The sequence below is a fragment of the Alteromonas lipotrueiana genome, assembly GCF_019249245.1.
Taxonomy (GTDB): Bacteria; Pseudomonadota; Gammaproteobacteria; order Enterobacterales; family Alteromonadaceae; genus Alteromonas; species Alteromonas lipotrueiana.
The window spans coordinates 1-18,773 of the sequence record NZ_JAESDK010000001.1; the positions used below are offsets into that span (position 1 = coordinate 1).

General features: G+C 45.5%; 15 protein-coding genes. 7 read left to right on the plus strand and 8 right to left on the minus strand.

The features are described 5' to 3' along the window. The coding region (locus JK130_RS00005; RefSeq protein ID WP_218352150.1) for a beta strand repeat-containing protein at positions 1-2,571 on the plus strand (2,571 nt) is incomplete at its 5' end. A 113-nt stretch (positions 2,572-2,684) separates the two neighbouring features. On the opposite strand, the gene JK130_RS00010 is transcribed toward JK130_RS00005, so the two are convergent. The 3 genes from JK130_RS00010 to JK130_RS00020 are packed head-to-tail and all read right to left on the minus strand — an operon-like array spanning position 2,685 to position 7,164. Then, positions 2,685-3,908 carry a sensor histidine kinase gene (locus JK130_RS00010; protein ID WP_218352151.1) on the minus strand — a complete coding sequence of 408 codons (1,224 nt, stop codon included), beginning with the start codon at positions 3,906-3,908 and terminating at the stop codon, positions 2,685-2,687. Between the two features lie 31 nt (positions 3,909-3,939). Beyond that, on the minus strand, positions 3,940-5,496 hold the full coding sequence (locus tag JK130_RS00015; RefSeq protein WP_343210963.1) for a DUF3369 domain-containing protein: 1,557 nt from the start codon (positions 5,494-5,496) through the stop codon (positions 3,940-3,942). 3 nt (positions 5,497-5,499) lie between these two features. After that, positions 5,500-7,164, minus strand: a complete 1,665-nt coding sequence (locus tag JK130_RS00020; RefSeq protein ID WP_218352152.1) for a sensor histidine kinase — start codon at positions 7,162-7,164, stop codon at positions 5,500-5,502. Positions 7,165-7,271: 107 nt separating this feature from the next. Between JK130_RS00020 and JK130_RS00025 the strand changes: the two genes are divergently transcribed. The 5 genes from JK130_RS00025 to JK130_RS00045 all read left to right on the plus strand — a co-directional run bounded on the left by JK130_RS00025 (position 7,272) and on the right by JK130_RS00045 (position 12,948). Further along, a complete protein-coding gene (locus JK130_RS00025; protein WP_218352153.1) occupies positions 7,272-7,868 on the plus strand; it encodes a YigZ family protein in 597 nt (198 codons plus the stop codon). A 74-nt stretch (positions 7,869-7,942) separates the two neighbouring features. Then, positions 7,943-8,578: a PAQR family membrane homeostasis protein TrhA gene (trhA, locus tag JK130_RS00030; protein ID WP_218352154.1), complete on the plus strand. Its 636-nt coding sequence runs from the start codon at positions 7,943-7,945 to the stop codon at positions 8,576-8,578. 16 nt (positions 8,579-8,594) lie between these two features. Continuing rightward, complete coding sequence (locus JK130_RS00035; protein ID WP_218352155.1) at positions 8,595-9,104, plus strand: protein-tyrosine phosphatase family protein; 510 nt, start codon at positions 8,595-8,597, stop codon at positions 9,102-9,104. A gap of 251 nt (positions 9,105-9,355) precedes the next feature. After that, on the plus strand, positions 9,356-11,425 hold the full coding sequence (locus tag JK130_RS00040; protein WP_218352156.1) for a right-handed parallel beta-helix repeat-containing protein: 2,070 nt from the start codon (positions 9,356-9,358) through the stop codon (positions 11,423-11,425). 62 nt (positions 11,426-11,487) lie between these two features. Then, on the plus strand, positions 11,488-12,948 hold the full coding sequence (locus tag JK130_RS00045; protein ID WP_218352157.1) for a lipopolysaccharide biosynthesis protein: 1,461 nt from the start codon (positions 11,488-11,490) through the stop codon (positions 12,946-12,948). Positions 12,949-13,010: 62 nt separating this feature from the next. On the opposite strand, the gene JK130_RS00050 is transcribed toward JK130_RS00045, so the two are convergent. Genes JK130_RS00050 through JK130_RS00060 form a run of 3 tightly spaced genes read right to left on the minus strand, consistent with a single transcriptional unit; the run spans position 13,011 to position 15,553 of the window. Continuing rightward, positions 13,011-13,823: a polysaccharide pyruvyl transferase family protein gene (locus JK130_RS00050; RefSeq protein WP_218352158.1), complete on the minus strand. Its 813-nt coding sequence runs from the start codon at positions 13,821-13,823 to the stop codon at positions 13,011-13,013. A 60-nt stretch (positions 13,824-13,883) separates the two neighbouring features. After that, the gene (locus JK130_RS00055) at positions 13,884-14,678 is read right to left on the minus strand and encodes a Stf0 family sulfotransferase (protein WP_218352159.1); all 795 of its coding nucleotides are present in this window, start codon (positions 14,676-14,678) and stop codon (positions 13,884-13,886) included. An 11-nt stretch (positions 14,679-14,689) separates the two neighbouring features. Beyond that, positions 14,690-15,553, minus strand: coding sequence for a glycosyltransferase family 2 protein (locus JK130_RS00060; protein ID WP_218352160.1), 864 nt, complete (start codon positions 15,551-15,553; stop codon positions 14,690-14,692). 87 nt (positions 15,554-15,640) lie between these two features. Here JK130_RS00060 and JK130_RS00065 point away from each other — a divergent pair, with 87 nt between their 5' ends. Then, a complete protein-coding gene (locus JK130_RS00065; protein WP_218352161.1) occupies positions 15,641-16,426 on the plus strand; it encodes a sulfotransferase family 2 domain-containing protein in 786 nt (261 codons plus the stop codon). Positions 16,427-16,606: 180 nt separating this feature from the next. Here JK130_RS00065 and JK130_RS00070 read toward each other — a convergent pair whose 3' ends face one another. Continuing rightward, positions 16,607-17,608, minus strand: a complete 1,002-nt coding sequence (locus tag JK130_RS00070; RefSeq protein ID WP_218352162.1) for a glycosyltransferase family protein — start codon at positions 17,606-17,608, stop codon at positions 16,607-16,609. Continuing rightward, the gene (locus JK130_RS00075) at positions 17,608-18,735 is read right to left on the minus strand and encodes a glycosyltransferase family 4 protein (protein WP_218352163.1); all 1,128 of its coding nucleotides are present in this window, start codon (positions 18,733-18,735) and stop codon (positions 17,608-17,610) included. The genes JK130_RS00070 and JK130_RS00075 overlap by 1 nt, the downstream gene beginning before the upstream one ends. Positions 18,736-18,773: the final 38 nt, after the last annotated feature.

The window sequence follows — 18,773 nt, forward strand, 5'->3', positions numbered from 1 at the left end:
TCGGCCCCAACCCTGGCACTAGATGCATTAGGTACCGGTAACGACACCACGCCGCAGATCAGCGGTAACACTGATGCAGCCGAAGGCAGCACAGTCGCGATTACCGTGACCGACAGCGCCGGTAACACTGAAAACCTGAGCGCCACAGTGGATATTAATGGAAACTTTACGGTCAGCCCAGTCACCGCGCTTGCCGAAGGTGATTATACCGTTTCTGCCTCGACCACCGATGCTGCAGGTAACACGGCCACTACGTCGCAAACCGGCAATATTGATACCTCCGCGCCAACGTTAGTGTTGGATGTATTAGGTACTGGCAACGATACCACCCCACAGATCAGCGGTAATACCGATGCCGCCCAAGGCAGCACGGTGGCGATTACCGTGACCGACAGCGCCGGTAACACCGAGAGCCTGAGTGCCACGGTGGATATTAATGGAAACTTTACGGTTAGCCCGGTCACGGCGCTTGCCGAAGGTGATTATACCGTTTCTGCCTCGACCACCGACGCCGCAGGTAACACCGCTACTACGTCGCAAACCGGTATATTAGATACTACCCCGCCGGTACTTCAACTTACCGCGCAAGGCACCACAGGTGACAACACACCGACTATTGCCGGTACTACCGATTTAGCCGAAAACAGCATTATTTCATTGCAGGTAACCGATAGCGCCGGCAGTACTCAAAATTTTGATGCTACGGTAGCCCGGGATGGTAGCTTCAGCGCTGATGTTCCTTTGCCCATTGCCGATGGTAATTACACCGTAGTAGCCAAGGGGCAGGATATTGCAGGAAATCAAACTACGGTATCGGACAATAGCGGTAACGTAAATACTTCTGCTCCGTTGATAAATCTTGAGGTTATTGGCGACACCGGCGACACCACACCTCTTATTGAGGGTACCACCAGTGTTGGTGTCGGATTCACTGTTACCATTACAGTTACTGACCTGTTGGGTACTACTCAAACACTATATGCATCGGTGAATGCCAATGGCGAGTTTTCAGTAGTTGTTCCTAACCCACTGGTTGAAGGTACTTTTACAGTTCATGCTCAGGTAACGGACGGTTCTACCAGTGATGCTCTGATTACAGGACGGGTGGATTTACAACCACCGGCCTTATCATTGGATGCTGTAGAGCTGGCTAATACAACTCCTTTAATATCGGGTATGAGTGACGAGATTGGGGCTACAGTTAATATTACGGTAACCGATGCTCAGGGGGGTAAACATGTGTTGACCGCCACTGTGCAAAGCGACGGTACCTTCAGTGTAACGCCGCCACCGCTACCGCAGGGTAATATTACTGTCTCTGCTCAGGTGGTAGACTCGGCAGGAAACATCGCCACAGCATCAGTAGATGGCTTGATTGATATTATCGCCCCTACTCTTACCCTGAATGATTTAGCATTAAACAGTCCAACTCCGCTAATCTCGGGTAGCAGTGATACGAGTGATGCTCTGGTCACCGTTACCATTACCGATCGGGCAGGCAATAGCCAAAGTTTGTCAGCAGTTACCGATATTGATGGGAACTTTGTGGTTACACCGGCCGCCCTGGCTGAAGGTGAAATTGCAATAGAGGTGACTATTGAAGATGGTTCAGGCAATGTTACGTTAAATAGTTTAAACGCCATTATCGACCTGACACCGCCTAGCCTGGCCGTAGAGCTGAACCAGCTTGATAGCAATACTCCGATGATCACCGGCAACAGCGACGAAATTGGGGCGATGGTTTCTTTAACAGTTACAGATGCTCTTGGCCAAAGCCAGGTCCTCAGTGCCCAGGTAGATACATCAGGGGCCTTTAGTGTGGTTCCGGCTGCCGTTGCAGAAGGCCAGCTAACGGTTACAGCCACGGTAGCGGATGACGCTGGCAATATTTCAGCTGCCAATGTCACCGGCCTTATTGATATAACCATTCCTACTCTCACGCTTGATGCGATAGGTTTGATAAACGACGCCACGCCAACTATCAGTGGTACTACCGATGAGGTCAACGGGCTGGTAGAAATTGTGGTCACTGACGCAGACAATATTGTCCAGACACTTAGTGTTCTGGCTAATGATGTCGGCGATTTTGTCCTGGATATACCGGTATCCGTTGCGCAAGGTCTTCTGGCCATAGAAGCTAGCGTATCTGATGCTGCAGGCAATACTATTAATGCAGTTACTGATGCAACAATTGATACTATTGCCCCGGCGCTTGAAATAACATCTATGCCAACCTTACTGTCACCTGTGGTTACTGGTTTTACCGACCCTAGCGAGGCAGGTCGTAGCCTGGATATTACCGTAACTGCCAATATACTGGGTATTGAAACTACGCTGAACATTAATACCACCATATTGGCCGACGGTTCATGGAGCTCAGGCCCAATCGCCGACCTTAGCGCTGGGCCAGTATCTGCTACAATCGCAATTATTGATGAAGCGGGTAATTTTGTATCCGTATCAGAGTCAACCACTACCTCTGGGACCAATAGCGGCGCCGAAGCGAACATAGTATCGGGTGACCTGGTCAGTCTTAATTTGCTGGGAGGAGCTACAACTCTGGACATCTAATCGCAAAAGCGACAGGCCCAAAAAAGGCAGAACGGATAACGTTCTGCCTTTTTTATTCTTATCGTATTTTGTTTACTTTGGATTTATTTAACCTGTGTTTATTAAACTACGGCCTATTGGCTGGCAATAGGCACACACATTATAAATCGCGCTCCAGAGGTAAAGTCGGGGTCTAACACCAGAGTTCCACCCAGTTTAACTTCAGCCAGCTCTTTGGCAATTGACATACCTAATCCGCTGCCACCGCATCCTGTTTTCGTCGTAAAGTAGGCAGTAAAAATAGCATCCTGAATTTCGCGGGGGATACCGCTGCCATTGTCTTCAAATATAAGCGTAAATGTAGCCAGTCGGGGGTCGAGTTTTCCGCTCATGCAAATACGAGGATGTGTAGTATGTTCAAAGGCATGACGCATTGCATTAAAGCTTAAATTGGTAATGATTTGAGATACCGCCCCCGGGTAACCATTTATATAAACAGGGTTTTCAGGAAGCGAAATCTCTAAATCAATGCCTTGTCTTTTAATTTCAGGCGATATGCTCAACATTAAGTTGCGGATATTTTCACCTACGTCAAACATACATTGCTGAGAAGCACACTGGTCTACCGCGGTATTTTTGAAGCCTTTTAATAAAGTGACAGCCCGCTCTAAATTAAACTCAAGCAAGTGACAGCAGTCAGTGCATTCTTCAACAAACTCACCAAATGAAACCTCGGTCAAAGCACCTTCTTCAAAATCTTTCACCAACCGTTTTACTTCACATTTCAGATGCGACAGTCCGGTAATCGCCACCCCCATAGGATTGTTAATTTCATGGGTTACTGCGCCTACCATCTCACCTAGTGCAGACATAGATTCGTTTTTAGACAGCTGCTTTTGTAAGTTATCAATGTATTTTTGTTGTGTACCCATCTGACCAATACAGCTAGCCCGGTACAGATGGGTTAAATAGTGTTCGAATGCGGCTTCTGTAGAGGCATGATATTGCGCATCATTGGAGTCAGTAAAACCGATAAGAATACACGTAGCATGTTCCGTTTTTTTGGCCCCAACCAGGCAGCCGCCGCTGTGCAGGCTGCGCATAGCGGTGGGAAGGTGTTCAGGGGCACACCAACGATATGAACATGGGGTGTCTATCCAGGAAAGGGCTTCGTCAGCAGGTACTGTATTAAAAGTTGCCTCATCATTGGTAACCTGCACAAAATCGTTATCATTAAACTGGCACCACAATGTCAACGCCTGCATAGGGGCTAATGTTGTCGAATGCTTGAAGTACATTTGCAACAGCGACCAGCTATCTCCGTTGTCGATAAACTGAGCTTCCAGTGCACAATCCATATTTACTCCTTGTTTGCTATTAGGGCAACAATCACGCTTTGCTGTCTGGAAAGCATTCCCGGATATGCCAAAACTCATCAAAGTTCTCTAACAGCAAATCTATTAACTTTGGTTCGAAATGTTTACCGCGCTGCTCGGTAAGCAACTGTTTAATATTGTCTTTGTCCCAGGCATCTTTGTAAGCGCGCTTCGAACCCAGAGCATCAAATACATCAGCAAGTGCGGTAATCCGTCCCGCCACCGGAATTTCTTCACCCTTGAGCCCCTGTGGATACCCCGACCCGTCCCATTTCTCGTGATGTGTTAAGCTAATTTGAGCTGCTGCTTTTAATATCGGTTTTTTGGATTTTTTGAGAATATCGTAGCCAACCTGCGCGTGTTCCTGCATCAGTTGCCACTCTTCTTTGTCAAGTTTAGCCGGCTTGTGCAAAATACTGTCGGGTATCGCTACTTTGCCTAAATCATGCAGTGGCGCGCCTCGTTTTACAGTAAGGCATTCGTTTTCATTCAACCCGTACAATTGTGCCAGCTTGTAAGATACTAAAGAGACGCGCTTCACATGAGCACCGGTTTCTTTGCTGCGCATCTCAACCGCGTCGCCTAACAGGTAAACCAACTCTCGCTGAGTTTCGAAAATTTCTTCACTCATCTGCAAATTTTCATACGCTAAAGCAACATTGACACAGTATATTTCTAGAAATTCGCGCTGCGCCGCACTAAGGTCTTCGCATAAGTCGATATACAGCAGGTTTTCGTGCCCACCGTCTGTCCGGGTATAAAACACATAACCTTCGCTCGAATAAAACGAGCTTTTTTCGGCTAAGGCACGCTCAAATTGTTGCCTGACTTTTTCAGGCAGGCGCGACATATCTGCGTTATCCAGATTTTCGACCAAATCGCCGGTGGCGGCCAATATTCTGCTTTTCGATTCATCATCTTCAGGGCCCACGTGAGTTGAGCAATATACGGCACTCGACTCAAGCTGTAATAAATTCATAATCTCGCTTAATACGGCCGTAGCAAAAACCTTCATTGAATTGGTTTTCAGCATGTTGCCGGTGCTTTCAATAACTTGCTTTAAACCTTTGCGGTGTTCTTCAATGGTATAAATATCACGATAGGAGCGCAGACCCGCGTACATCAGTGTTTTTAATTTTTGACTGGTGAGTTCTGTTTTTTCTTTGTAGTCGTTTATGTCGTACTTTTCGATGACCTCATGCTCTGGCGCCTGGCCCGGCTGACCTGTACGTAGCACCAGCCGGCACAAATGATTTTTTAAATCAGTCCGTACCCAGTGCACCAGGTCCAGCCCTGCATGATCGTTCTCCATCACCACATCAACCAATGCCAGTGCGATATCAGGCTCTTGCTGAAACACTTCCATGGCTTCTTTAGCTGAATAAGCGTGAAGAAACTGAATTTTTTTGCCATCAAACCGAAACCGTTTGAGGGTCAGGTCGGTTACCCGATGTACTTCGGTTTCATCATCAACAATCAACACTTTATAGCCCAGTGCCACTTCAGGCTGAGGCTCTGCTTTGGGTGCTATTACCCCGGTTTTCTTTGCAAATAACGGATTCGCTCCCACATTTTACTCCTTTTCTAAATTCTGCACGGTAAAAGACACCCACAACCCCTGACCTTCAACACTGCCGTGGTTAAAGTCACTTTTTAGTTTGCTTTTGACCAGATTGTAAACCACCGGCAACCCCAAACCGGCGTTACCCGCGCCTCGTTTTGTGGTAAAAAATGGCTCTGTTATTTTACGTAGCTCGTGTTGCGGAACCCCTACGCCGTTGTCGCTAAAGCGAACGGCATAGCCATCTTTGTATGCCCGTATCGCAATTAACACGTCACATTGGCGTTGACCTGGTTTAAAAGCGTGCAAAAGCGTGTTCGAAGTTAAATGAGACAATATTTGGGTGATTACTGCAGGATAAGTATTTACCCATGAAGTTTCAGGAAAACGAGTACTAAACTGTATTATCTGCGCAGAATTATGCAGCGCATAATCTGCAATGAAGTCATCAATTAGCGTATTCAAATTTATGTGTTCAATATCGGCGGCTTCGTCTGCGTTGATAACCGCGACCCGTTTAAAGCTGGCGACCAGTTTTGAAGCCCGCTGCATATTTTTTAAGGTCATATCAACCATGTCATAACTGGCAGATAGAAAGTCTTCAAACTTTTCCGAGTCCAGTACGCCATTTTCAAAATCTTGTTTTAACTCATCAAGCAGGTCGCGCTGATGCGATGCACTGGTGATACTGATGCCTACAGGGGTGTTAACTTCATGCGAGATGCCGGCAACCAGCCCGCCCATCGCGCTTATTTTTTCCGATTCGATGATTTTTTCCTGGGCAAACTGCAGCTTGGTTATGGCTTCATCGGTTTCTTTGTTCGCCTTATTGAGACGGACCGAATAGCGAAACAGATAAAACAAAAATATCGAAAATAGCAGAGTAAACATTGGAATCAGATAGTACAGGTAGTATCTGAAACTGTTTTTATCGTTGATTCTGACTTTCCAGTAATCATCAAAAAAGAACAGATCTTCTTCAAAATATTGAGAACCTAATGTGCTTTCCTCAATGTTTTTGAAGATAACCTTCTCTTCTTCGTTATAGACAAAAAACTCTTTAGACACTTCATGATTAAGAATGCTGCGCATAGCGCGCTTAAAGTCTATTAACAAAACAACCACTCCTTCGTTGTTTTGCATTTTATAAATTACCGGGATCACCGTATCTTGCTTACCTGTGATAATGGGAGAGGTGATGGCCTCAGATGTGCGCATGTGCTGAGGATTAATAGACGAAAGATTTTCTTCTAAATCATGTAATTCTACAGGTAACTCGCCGTTAAAAGAGTGCCAGTAGGTAGGCTGTTTAAGCTGTAAAGTTGCAGCCTGAGCGTTATAGTACAAAATTGTATTCACAATAATACTTTGCTCGAATATAGGCTCGATAAAACTGCCAAACTCTTTTTCATCCACCCCGGTAGAGGATAAAAAAAAGCTTTCAATAGACATGAGTTCATAATTCAGATTTTCAAAACGTTCGTTTTTAAGTTCTACAAATTCACGTACCGGCCCTACGAAGGAAACTTGCCGTTCTTTTTGTATTAGCTCATAAGAAATAAAAAAAGAGCCCAGCATAAGCACAGCGCCAATTATCAGGCTATTTCCGGTGTAGGTGGCTATTCGCATACTTCTTAAATCAGTATCTATAGTGGATAAACCTAAAGCATAGACCATGCTTTAGACTTCGTGTATGCAAAGACGTGTAATCACGCACACCTAAGTATAAATTTGCTATACCGATACATAGCAACCAGGTCGTGACCCGGGTATAATCTTTGGCTATGTCCTATTTTATTCCTACAGGCTGGCATCAGACCCGCCTGGAGATCAAAAAAAGCGCGTTTATTGGTATCGCTCAAAAAGTCAGTGACCGGGAGCAGGCCAAAGCGTTTCTTGAACAAACTAAAGCTGCTTATCCTGATGCTCGTCATCACTGTTGGGCGTATTTATTCGGAGACCCAAACCAACCGAAAAGTGTTGCCATGGCCGACGATGGCGAACCCTCTGGTACCGCAGGAAAGCCCATACTGAATGTGTTACAGCATAATCAGGTGGGAGATGTAATGGTGGTGGTGGTACGCTATTTCGGCGGTATTAAACTGGGAGCCGGGGGATTAGTCAGAGCCTATTCTGGCAGCGCACAAACCACATTAGAAAGCCTACCTATTGCTGAACATGTTGTTTTAACAAAGTGTTGTGTAACTACCGACTTTAAACACGAGCAGTTTTTACGCCACTTTACCCACGAACATGGCGGTAAAGTGTCAAGTGTAAATTACGACCAACATGTACATCTTATTTTGGCCCTGCCAGATAGCGCATTAGCGCCGCTACAGTCTTTGGCTGGCAGCGTTGGCTTTACGCTTAATATTGATTGACCTTCCTTTTTGAGTGTACACTTGTACGCTAGAATGCAATCTACTTTCATGTTTGCCGCAAAAGGGCCCTTTTGATGACCTCTGTTAAATCTCAGGCTTATTCGCTGGCTGAAGAGTGGATGAATACGATTAGTCACGGCATAGGGTTTGTGGCGGCGGTGGCCGGGCTCATCTTTATGTTGTTAAAGGCGCAAGATCCACTGGCAATGTCAGTAGCCGCCGTTTACGGCTCTACCTTAATCTTAATGTTCTTAAGCTCTACGCTGTATCACGCTATTCACCATCAACGTACTAAAGGGTTGCTGAAACTCTTTGACCACAGCGCTATTTATCTATTGATAGCAGGTACCTACACGCCATTATTAATAGTCACTATTGGTGACTGGCTGGGCATCTTTATGACTGCGCTAATCTGGGTGCTGGCGTTAGGCGGAGTAGCCTTTAAACTGGTGGCTCAGCATCGGTTTCCCAAAGTGTCGGTAGCAACCTATTTATTAATGGGATGGATTGCACTGGGCGTTATTTACCCATTATATATTGCGATGCCGGGGCCCGGCCTGTGGCTGCTTGTAGGTGGCGGACTTTGTTTTAGTATAGGGGTTCTGTTTTACGTCGCAAAAAAGGTAAAATACACCCACGCAATATGGCATTTGTTTGTTCTTGGCGGTTGTCTCTGTCATTATTTGTCTATTTATTATTTTGTAATGTGAGTCATCGCGGAGAACCATGACTGAGTCTGATTCAAGTTGTACCGTTCCAGCTGCGCTTAGCTGGTTTAATACCAGTGTTGGCCGGATCACGCTGGGGCCTCGTCCTCAACAACAAGACCTGCCTGGTTTAGAACAGGCTCAGGTCAGTCATATTGTATCCTTACAAACCTCTACGGAAGATAGTAAAGCGCTTGAAAAGCTTCTGAATAAAAGCAACATACAATGGCGCTGGATGCCAATAGAGATAAGCCGGCCTTCAAAAGCCGCAGATGTGGCTATGTTGCAACAGTATTTAAATGAAACTCAAAAATTACTGGCCAGTGGTGCCAGTATTTATGTTCATTGTAATGACTCTGCAAATCGTTGCTCGTTGTTTCTTTATGCGCTGCTACATCATCTTCGCCTGCCTTCGTCCAGTGCTTACAGCGCTTTGTATAGCCTGCAATGCAGCGCAGTCCATACTATCGCTCGTAACGATCTGGCGTGGGCTGCCGATTTAGGCGCCTCGGTAAAACATCAGTTTTAAAAGCTAATGTGGTGGGTGCCCTGTTCTATGGGTAATTATATCCATTACTTTTACTGTGCATGTAACTTGCTTAACAGGCTATTGAGCTAACTGCTCAACATTTTATAGTGACAAACATAATTATCGATACCCTTTATATAACTTATGGTATCGATACAAAGTGGTGGTCGCGCAATGTTTGATTGGCGCTACAAGACCACTTCTGTTGTTGTCACTGTGGCGCTGTTGTTTCTTTGAAGGAGCCTTGTTACATGCAAAAAACCGTTATCTTCAGCATTTTGTGCGCATTTGTTTTTCTGATTGGTGGCGCAAAAGCAGCGGCACAGCCTGATTATTCTGAGCTTACCCGTGAAAGCCTGATCGCCGGCCAGCCCGGCAAAGCCGCGTTTGATGCAATGGATAAGCAAGGCGAGCGCGCGCTCGCAGACACAAAGCGTGTGGTAGCCGAACTTAAGAAAAACGGTCAATATAAGCACATGCTAAAAAAGCTCAACCCCTCTGAGTTTGACGAGGCTGCTGCAATTTTAATGGCGGTGTACGCCAAAAACAGCCTTACCGAAGCGGTTAAACAAGTGGCTGAAGACTCACGCTATCAGACCCGTTCAGTCGTGCGCTCGGCCATGTTGTTGTTTCCACTTGACCGCTACGCATTGTATCGTCAGCTAGCACAGCAACAGGCCTTTGATTCTAAAAAGCTGACCAAATGGGCAGCGTCTACCGGGGTATTAACGAAGCCGCTATATCCTGACTCAATGACCCGCGATACAATTTTTGTACAACCGCTGATAGAGTCAGCCAGTGTTACTGTGCAGCACTTACCTAAAGAAGCCGAAGTGTCAGTGAAGTTTCGTATTGCCGGTGACAATGCTGCAAATAGCAGTAACACGTGGCAAGCAGCGCGTTCTTTGGTTTACGAGCCAGTAACTGGCGTACATACCGGCCCCCTAGTGTACTTATCAGCCGCCACTCGCTATGAGCTGCAATTGACCATCGACTTACCAGACAAACAGCAAAACCAGTTTAAAAAAATATTTACCACCAAAGCTGATACGCCCCCCATCAATCCTGACAAAGTGTATCACCTGTCAGACATTTACCAGGGCGGCACATTAGATTTAGAAGCCCTTGGCATTGAGGGCGACAAAAATGGCTGGGTCAAGATCGTCGGCGACCCGGATACCATTATTCGCGCAGACGATCCCGAAAAACATGCCATTAATATTGGCGACAACAGTTATATTTATTTTGAGAACATCACCGTTCGCGGGGGCCGTACTCACAGTATTTACGCCAATAAGGCGCATCATATCTGGATTAATCAATGCGATATTGCTAATTGGGGGCGCGCACCTAATGTTATGAAAAATGGAGTCGCGTTTGAACTTGAAGACGCCGCGCCAATTAATTACGACTCGGCTATTTATTTACGCCAAAGTGGTGTGATTACTATCGAAAACTGCACCATTCACGACCCGCGCCCCATGGCGAATGATTGGCGTAGCGGCCATCCTAAAGGACCGAATGCATTTTTCGCTCACGCGAACCACCCAGATCCGCAGTACAAAGGGCAGGTAATTATCCGTAATAATACGTTTACCGGAAAACCTGAGCACCGTTTTAACGATGTTATTGAAGGACGGAAAAATGCCTCTGCGCTGGGCGGTTTTGTGCGCGATTCAGCCATTTATGACAATACACTTGCCTACAGCAACGATGATGGTATTGAGATTGATGGTGGGCAATACAATGTATTGGTCTATAACAATGATATTTCTCATACCTACACCGGGGTCAGCGCTATCCCTACCCGGGTGGGGCCAAGTTTTGTGTTTAATAACTATATTCACGACCTGGGCGACACTACGGGAAAGCAATGGGCTGCTATTAAGCTGGGCGGCTTGCTCACCGGCGCGTTTGGCAAGTCTTATCTGTTTCATAACTTAATCGCGGTAAATCGGAATGGCTTTACCGCGTCACGATTTCAACAAGACAGTACGCTGCTTACTCATGCTCAAAATAATGTGGTTATCACTAAACACGACAACAACGCAGTAGGGTATAATCTGCTTGACCAGGAAGATTTTGACGGGAGTACGTTTGTAAATAACTACCTGATAAACCTTAAACGGGCCGAGCCTAAAGTAATGGGTTCAATTACTATACCTTATGCGTTTGCTGAGTTAGTCAATGTTGAAAAAGCACGGCAAATTCTCAGCAACGGCCAACAAACCCGACTTCCGGTAGCGCCAGCCTTTCATATAAATAATTTTAGCCAGTTAACAGCTGATGGTGAAGATTTTATTTATGGAATAGTGCAATAGGCAGGTTTTTTGCTTAACGTGAACCCGGTCTGTTCTTTTCTAATAACCTTATGCGGTAGTTCATGTCACTAAAAGCAAAATCGATTACGGGCGCTTTTTTCAACTTATCGGCAAATGGCTTTGCCCAGGTTGTCAATTTCGTAGTCTACGCCATTATGGCCAGAATTCTGGGTGTTGAAGAATTTGGTCTGGTGGCAGTGTGCCTGATGGTCGTCGAGTTCTGTAACTTATTTATCACCGTAGGCATCAGTCAGAACCTGATTCAGCGAGACGATTGGGACAACAAGTTTGCCAGTTTGTCGTTTTGGGTATTAATGGGGGTATCGGCTGCCATTGCGGTGCTAATCTTTGTGGTTGCCGTCCCCATTGCTTACTATACCTATTCAGAACTTGCTGCTCAGTTGATTGCCGCGCTTGCTGTAGTGCCCATTGCTAATGGCTTCAGGCTGGTACACAAAGCCAAGCTTGAACGTAATTTTGAAAACAAAAAACTGGCCGTCTACGAGGTAGCGGGCATATTTGTAGGCGGAATTGTATCGGTTGTTACGGCGCTTCAGGGTTTTGGAGCGTGGGCCATTATTTACGGAAAAATTGTACAGGCGCTAATCTCAACGCTGTTAACCTGCTGGCGTTCTGACTTTCGACCCCAAAAAATCTCTGATACCGAGCATCTGGCCGAAATTATTACGTTCGCCAAACCTCTTATTGCGATGTCTTTTGTGAATTTCTTTTCGCAAAAAACCTCTAATATCATTATCGCTGCTTTTCTGGGGGCTGCTACCTTTGCCTATGCTTCTGTAGCTCGCCAGGGGTTTTCGGTGATTAACAATCTGACCTTTCAGCCTTTAAACCGTATTGCATTAGCTGGCTTATCGCGAGTCGACACGCCCCGGCTTAGCGGCGTGTTTAGCCGGGTTGTGGGTATTACCGCACTGTTTGTTTCGCCGGTCTATTTTGGTGTGGGGGCAATAGCACACCCTTTCATTGATGTCGTGTTCGGAGATAAATGGGTAACCAGCGCTTACTTATTGTCTATCATGGCCGTTATGGCCCCGACTCAGGTTATGGCTTACTATCTGCCTAATCTGCTTATCTCCAGAGGTTTACCGCGACAAGCGTTTAACTTAAACCTTATCAATTTAGCCGTTAATTTTGCTTTGCCGTTAGCCGCCGTGCCCTGGGGCTTGTTTGCGGTAATTAGCGCCTTGGTAGTTGCTAACTATATCAGTTTGTTTTTGAAATTTGCTTTGGTAAAACGCCATCTGGGTATTGGCGTAACTGATGCCCTGCGTAACACCTGGATGTTTTCACTGGCTTCTATCATTATGTATGCGGTGGTACTGTTTATCGAGCGCACGCAGGCTTATGGAATTGATAATATCTACCTTGAACTGATTGCTCTGGTCGCAACAGGAGCAAGTATTTATGGCGCAATTTTGCTGTTGTTTTTCAAATCACAGACATTCGAGGTAATTGGCGAATTAAAAACACAGCGTGCTGTGAAAAAAACCGTCTCCTCCTGATAAAACAGATAAGGGGTTGTCAGTGACAACCCCTTATCTGAAAATCTAATTGTGTTGGGTGTTTATTTTTTCTGTGTTTCCCACAAATCAAATGGAAAAGCCTGATACAGCTTATTGGCAATCGGTGTAAAGTCTGGCAAGGGTGCAATTGTTTTGCTCAGCGCCTCATTAATGCTGCTGGCTTTAGGAATATCGGTGCGCCCTGTGCCCTGGTAATAATCTTCGTATTTAAACATTGACTCGCCGCTACCCGAGTCAAAAAATACCGCCGGTACCCCATATGCTTCAGCAATAATTACGCCATGTAACGAGCTGGAGATAACCCGTTTGCTATTGATAATTTGCTCGATAAACGACCCCGGATATTGCATCGGTGTCACCAGCTTATCTTCGTGCCCCTGATATTTTTGCATATCGTCGTTCATATGATTAATAACGATGTAATCTTTTTTTACCGTATTTTCCATTAAAGCCCGGGGATAAAAATAAGGCAGCAACAGTGCTGGGTCGCCGTAAATCTGAGGAACGTCAATATCGCGCTTTAAAAGATAATCACGAGTCAACGGACCTCTTACCGCTCTTACATCCAGCGACCTGAATTTATTGACCTTATCGTCCATTTTTTTATTCAGGCCGGTGCCCCAGATACAATCATTGGTGTTAGCAAAATGCAGCACCGACCCCACGCTCACCAGTTTGTTATGGTGCGAATGCTTATCGGTAATCTGTTTACCTTTGTTGGCAAGAATACGATTTACTAAATCATAGGCAACATAGTCGCCAATATTAGGCCGGGGATCTTTTTTCGACTGCCACCAAAAAATCAGTGACTTTTCTTTTGCCAATTTTTGCTTCTCGGCCCATTTATAAAACATGAAAGACATTCCTGAGGTTATTGCATTCAATAAAATGTTGGCACCACTGAGCCCGCACTATCATTTACCTAGCTTTTTCATTAGCTTTCGCCAGATACTTTGCTGGTTGTAGCGCATTAATTCGTGGGTGGGGTCAAACTGGTGGGTAAAGCGTGATAGCCATTGCTGGTTTAACTCGTTACTTTGCTTTTGCGTTACCGGCGTAATAGGGATTCGAGTGGCATCAATATCCTGTTCTATAAAATCGGCAATACGCAATACGGTATTTGCCGTATTGGTTTTTACCTCGCTAAAATTAAGCTCCATATATTTAGCCCCTGACGCGGCCAGCGTGTAACGCCATGAGCTATTTTCAAATATAATTCGGCGTAACCCTTCATCAATATCGTTAAAGTTGTATTGAGGTTCAACGGTAGAGTCCTGGTGTTTAGCAATCCACGAACCCGTTTGCCGCGCTATCGACAGCGACACGGCCTGAGCCATAAGGTCTTCTCGGGTAAGCAAAATAAAATGTGGGTTGGGAAACAGTTTGCATAAGTTGGCAAATCCACCAAATTCAGGCAAGTGCGAATAATGCACCTTTATACCGAATACCCCGTTGGGCGAAGTACGGCGCTGCATCAGCGCTTTCATACACTGTGAAGTAGAAGTGTGACCTAAACGCTGTTTCCATTGTTTCAAGTTTTGCTTATTACCATACTCAAGCGGAAAACCAAATCCGCCGGTTTGATGTAAAATATGCCCCAACATGTGGCTACCTGAGCGCACCGTAGAAGCAACAATTAATGTTTTTCTGGTATCGGTCTGGTGCGAAAAGTCGTGTTGTTCATCAAACTGGTCTTCATACAGCGCCATATGCAATCTCCTTATGCCTGACGGCTACGCAGCTTTTTTGCCGTCACCTGGGCGATATGCGAAACAGTCCATTTAAATCCGGCCAATCGCATCGACATAAACACCCACTTAACTTTTTGTTTTTTAAGTGGCAAATAAACCAACAGTTGCGCAGCCACTCGTTTTCGGTAATTGTCTTCGCCCAAAAACACACGATGTTTGTCGGCCGAGCGTAGTCTTACCACGGCCTCATCGGGCGTCATGTTTGCCACTTTAGCGCCAATGCCGTCCATATTCATAAACCGATACATAAAAATGGCTTTGGGTATATTCGCAATTTTGTAGCCTTGCTGAATCAGTCGAACATACATGTCCCAGTCTTGTCCGTTGGGCAGCGACTCATCAAAGCGTTCTTTTAATGCTAATTCTTGTTTTATGCTAAACCCACTCATTCCACAGTACTGATTACCGGTTTTTAAAATGTCGGCTTCAACCTGCGTAGTGGTTTGCACAAAAACTTCGCTTTCTTTGCCCAGGTTCTGATACCCGCTTACCACCGCATCAGCGCCCTCTTCGTAAGCAGCAATATGCTCTAACAAATAGTCAGGCATCCAAATATCATCATCATCTAAAAAGGCAATAATGTCACCACGAGCCTTATCGACCCCTGTATTTCTGGCCTTATTTGCTCCGGCCGATTGCTCTAAATAGTGATAACTGAAATTTTCATAGTGACTGTATTTGTTTATAACCTCATCATATGGCAAGGATGATGCATCGTTAATTACCATAACTTCCAGTGGCTTAACAATTTGAGCGAACACGCCCTCTAAAGCTTCATCAAGCTCATTGGGACGGTTATAGGTTGTGATCACAACACTGACTGTATAGCTCATAATGTCCCTGCAACGGTTAATAGATATCAAAAGCGTGTTTAATTATTTAATAAACTCTTTCACAATGAACCTCCAGGAGCAAGAATCATGCAAGAAATGTTGAAACAGCAGTCACAGAAGTATTTGACTCGCTATCCCAGAATCTTTTTTTGCCATGTTCCTAAGTGCGCTGGTGTGTCTTTGTCTAAGGCAATTTACAGGGCAGTTTACCCCGCTTTTTTAAAAGCCACGCGCTTTACCGGCCATATCGATTTAACCAGCAGTCGTTTAAGTCAGGAGCTATTAGGTATCGAGATGATGAGCGCACGTGAAAGCCAGCTTATCACGCATTTAAACGACCGGTACATGCGCTATACCAACGGTCATTGTATAGCGCGGCCTGAGGTAACACGTAAGTATTACACTGACTGGCACTTCTTAACGATTTTGCGAGACCCCACCGATCGTTTTATCTCTGAGTTTGTTTACAATAAGTTCAAACCTTCACAGTGGCAAAAGCATGATGACGATATACACACTTACCTCGACTCTCCAAAGGGGGTAAATTCAGCGCTTACCTACGCCAGGTATTTTTCAGGCTTCACAAACTCTCAGGATATTCTTGCGAATAAAGAGCAGGTTATAGAAAGTGCTGTTGCAAATCTAAGACAGTTCTCGGTGATTGGTACGCTGGATAATATGGCGCAGTGGCAAGCCAGTTTTAACCGTACCTTTAATACTAAAATAGCCATTGCCAGTAACAATAAAAGCCCTAATCAACAGGCTTCTTCACAGGTGACTCAAGATGCTGCGGCGATGAAAAAAATTGAGCAGTTGTGCGCCATAGACCAGGCTATTTACCAGCAGGTTGTGACAATGCAAACTACGCCTTAATAATGTATAAAGAACTGACGCCCGAAGAACTAGCGTACAAAGGAATAGCTACGAGGCATTAGTACGAACTGGCATCCATCTGAGAAGCGCTGCTCAAAAAATAAGCAATTTGGCACGGTAATGACCACAAACTGCTGCCTAACAGTTTGTGGTGGGTCGTGGGCCCTACTTTTCAGGCCATTAAACGGGTTTCTCCAAAACATCCCGCCACGACTCTTTTACCGCCCGGTCGCCATAGTGCCTGACTGCTTGCTCGACCACTAACCCGGCGCTGGTGTAGTTAAGCTGCGCTAACTGCGAACCTAAGTCCTGTTTATCTAAAATTTGAACAAACGAGAACTCTTTAGCTTTTGTTCGGGCGAAGTGCGAGTCAAAACACAGCACGTTAGCGCCCAGGCTCAGTGCCATATAAAATGTGCCTGACGATATCATTGCACCGTCATCATGAGGAATAATAACAAAACGGGTATTGGCTACCGCCTCTTCTAATAAAGACTGCTCAACAAACGCATTTTCCCATTCAACAGACAGCCCGCGCTGAGCAATTATCTGCTGAATTTTTTGGGTATAATCGGCCTGCGAGCAATACCCCATTATGCGCAGACGCTGCGCAGGTGGCCAGACTTCTAGCAACGCATCCAGCCGCTTGTAGGGCTTAATTGCCCCAAAATATAGATAATCGATTATGCGTGGCCGATTAACAGTCTGCTGAAAAAATTCAGCCAGTTGGTCGTCACTTTGATAAAGCGGATGCTTAACCAGACTGGCTTCGATAGCATCTGTTACTTCAAGGGTTACTGTTCGATGACTTACCCTTTGCATCAACCCGGTTATGCAGTTAAACAGGAATGTTGGTCCACTGGCATTATGGGGCTTAAAGTTATGACGCAGCCATATAATATTGGCGCTGAAAAGCCGCATGGTTATCAGGCTGATAAAAAAACCAGCAATAAACACCCAGCGCTTTATACCGTGAAGCCCGCGCCGGTACGGCTGATCTTCATACCAGTTAAGCACTACCGCATTGTGTTTGCGCCGGGTAATATTACCTATCCGAAACAGCTGCTTCAACGGCGCAATCGAGTAACCCAACTGGCTAAATACGCCTTTGGTTCGGCTAATAAACCCATTACTGTGTTCAATAGGGTATAAGAATAAGCGTGAAGTATCAGAGCCTGACATCAGTGCGCGGTAGGCCCTGTAATAGTGGGTCTTATCGCCAGATCATTGGCAATATGATAAGTGTCGACCGAAATACTGTCCCAGTTAAACATATTTAAAAATGTCTCTTTGTTTACTCGCAATGCTAATGCTTCGACCTGGGTTAGCTTATTGGCCAGCTGGTCAGTATCACCAACTTTGAAGTAGCAGTCTTGTGGTAAGCCAATATCCGTATTAGGAGTAATATCACTAATAAGAACATCGGTACCTGCTGCAATGGCCTCTAATGCCACTATAGGCAGACCCTCATGATAAGACGGCAAGCAAAATACCCGGGCAAATTTGTACAGGGCATTTAATTCATCACCGCTACGGCGCCCGGCGAAAATAATGGTATCCGACGCTTTGTTCTTTAAAGATTGCGAATACTCATCTTCATGGTCAGCGCTGCCAACGATTACCAGCTTTAAATTGGAGTCACTTTTAGAAAAAGCCTCAACCAGGTCATGAAACCCTTTTTCTGGTACTAAGCGCCCGACTGCCAGAATATAATTGCCTGGCTCAAGGTTTAGTTCGCTGGGTAATTTGTCTGCACTTAACGACGTATCAACGCCAGTAAGCGCACCGTTGGGCACAAACGAAATATTATTAGCCCGCTTCAGATTGCTGGCTTTCAAACGCCCGGTAAGCGTGCGTCCTACTACAATTGCACGGTCTGCAAATTTCATGGCCATCGACTCGCCAAATCTTAATATCTTTTTAGCAAACTGATTCCATTTTTGTCGATCATAGTCGGCGCCATGATGGGTCACCATAACCTGCATTCCCAGCAATTTAGCCAGCGGTGTAAATAACGCAGGGCCAATACCATGAATGTGCAGCACATCAGGTTTAACCACAAACCGGGCATAAAATATTGCCAGAAACGTGTGCATAAAGGTTTCGAAGAATTTGTGTTTAAGGGTCCATACTGAGCGTAATTGTACGCCCTGAAACTGCTGACGGGTTTTATCCACATACGGCGAGCGACATATCACAGTAACGTCCATACCCGCTTTCACCAACCTCGGATACAGTTGCTGGCAATGAGATTCAATACCGCCCATTACATCGGGAATACCCCGTAAACCAACGGCACAAAGTTTCATAATTCTCTCCAAAAGGCCTGTACAAGGCGCGGCGATAA

Excerpts from the sequence above, each read along its gene's own strand:
- JK130_RS00010 (WP_218352151.1), bottom strand. The coding sequence starts at position 3,908 with ATGGATTGTGCACTGGAAGCTCAGTTTATCGACAACGGAGATAGCTGG.
- JK130_RS00020 (WP_218352152.1), bottom strand. The coding sequence starts at position 7,164 with ATGGTCTATGCTTTAGGTTTATCCACTATAGATACTGATTTAAGAAGT.
- JK130_RS00025 (WP_218352153.1), top strand. The coding sequence starts at position 7,272 with ATGTCCTATTTTATTCCTACAGGCTGGCATCAGACCCGCCTGGAGATC.
- trhA (WP_218352154.1), top strand. The coding sequence starts at position 7,943 with ATGACCTCTGTTAAATCTCAGGCTTATTCGCTGGCTGAAGAGTGGATG.
- JK130_RS00035 (WP_218352155.1), top strand. The coding sequence starts at position 8,595 with ATGACTGAGTCTGATTCAAGTTGTACCGTTCCAGCTGCGCTTAGCTGG.
- JK130_RS00040 (WP_218352156.1), top strand. The coding sequence starts at position 9,356 with ATGCAAAAAACCGTTATCTTCAGCATTTTGTGCGCATTTGTTTTTCTG.
- JK130_RS00045 (WP_218352157.1), top strand. The coding sequence starts at position 11,488 with ATGTCACTAAAAGCAAAATCGATTACGGGCGCTTTTTTCAACTTATCG.
- JK130_RS00050 (WP_218352158.1), bottom strand. The coding sequence starts at position 13,823 with ATGTTTTATAAATGGGCCGAGAAGCAAAAATTGGCAAAAGAAAAGTCA.
- JK130_RS00055 (WP_218352159.1), bottom strand. The coding sequence starts at position 14,678 with ATGGCGCTGTATGAAGACCAGTTTGATGAACAACACGACTTTTCGCAC.
- JK130_RS00060 (WP_218352160.1), bottom strand. The coding sequence starts at position 15,553 with ATGAGCTATACAGTCAGTGTTGTGATCACAACCTATAACCGTCCCAAT.
- JK130_RS00065 (WP_218352161.1), top strand. The coding sequence starts at position 15,641 with ATGCAAGAAATGTTGAAACAGCAGTCACAGAAGTATTTGACTCGCTAT.
- JK130_RS00070 (WP_218352162.1), bottom strand. The coding sequence starts at position 17,608 with ATGTCAGGCTCTGATACTTCACGCTTATTCTTATACCCTATTGAACAC.
- JK130_RS00075 (WP_218352163.1), bottom strand. The coding sequence starts at position 18,735 with ATGAAACTTTGTGCCGTTGGTTTACGGGGTATTCCCGATGTAATGGGC.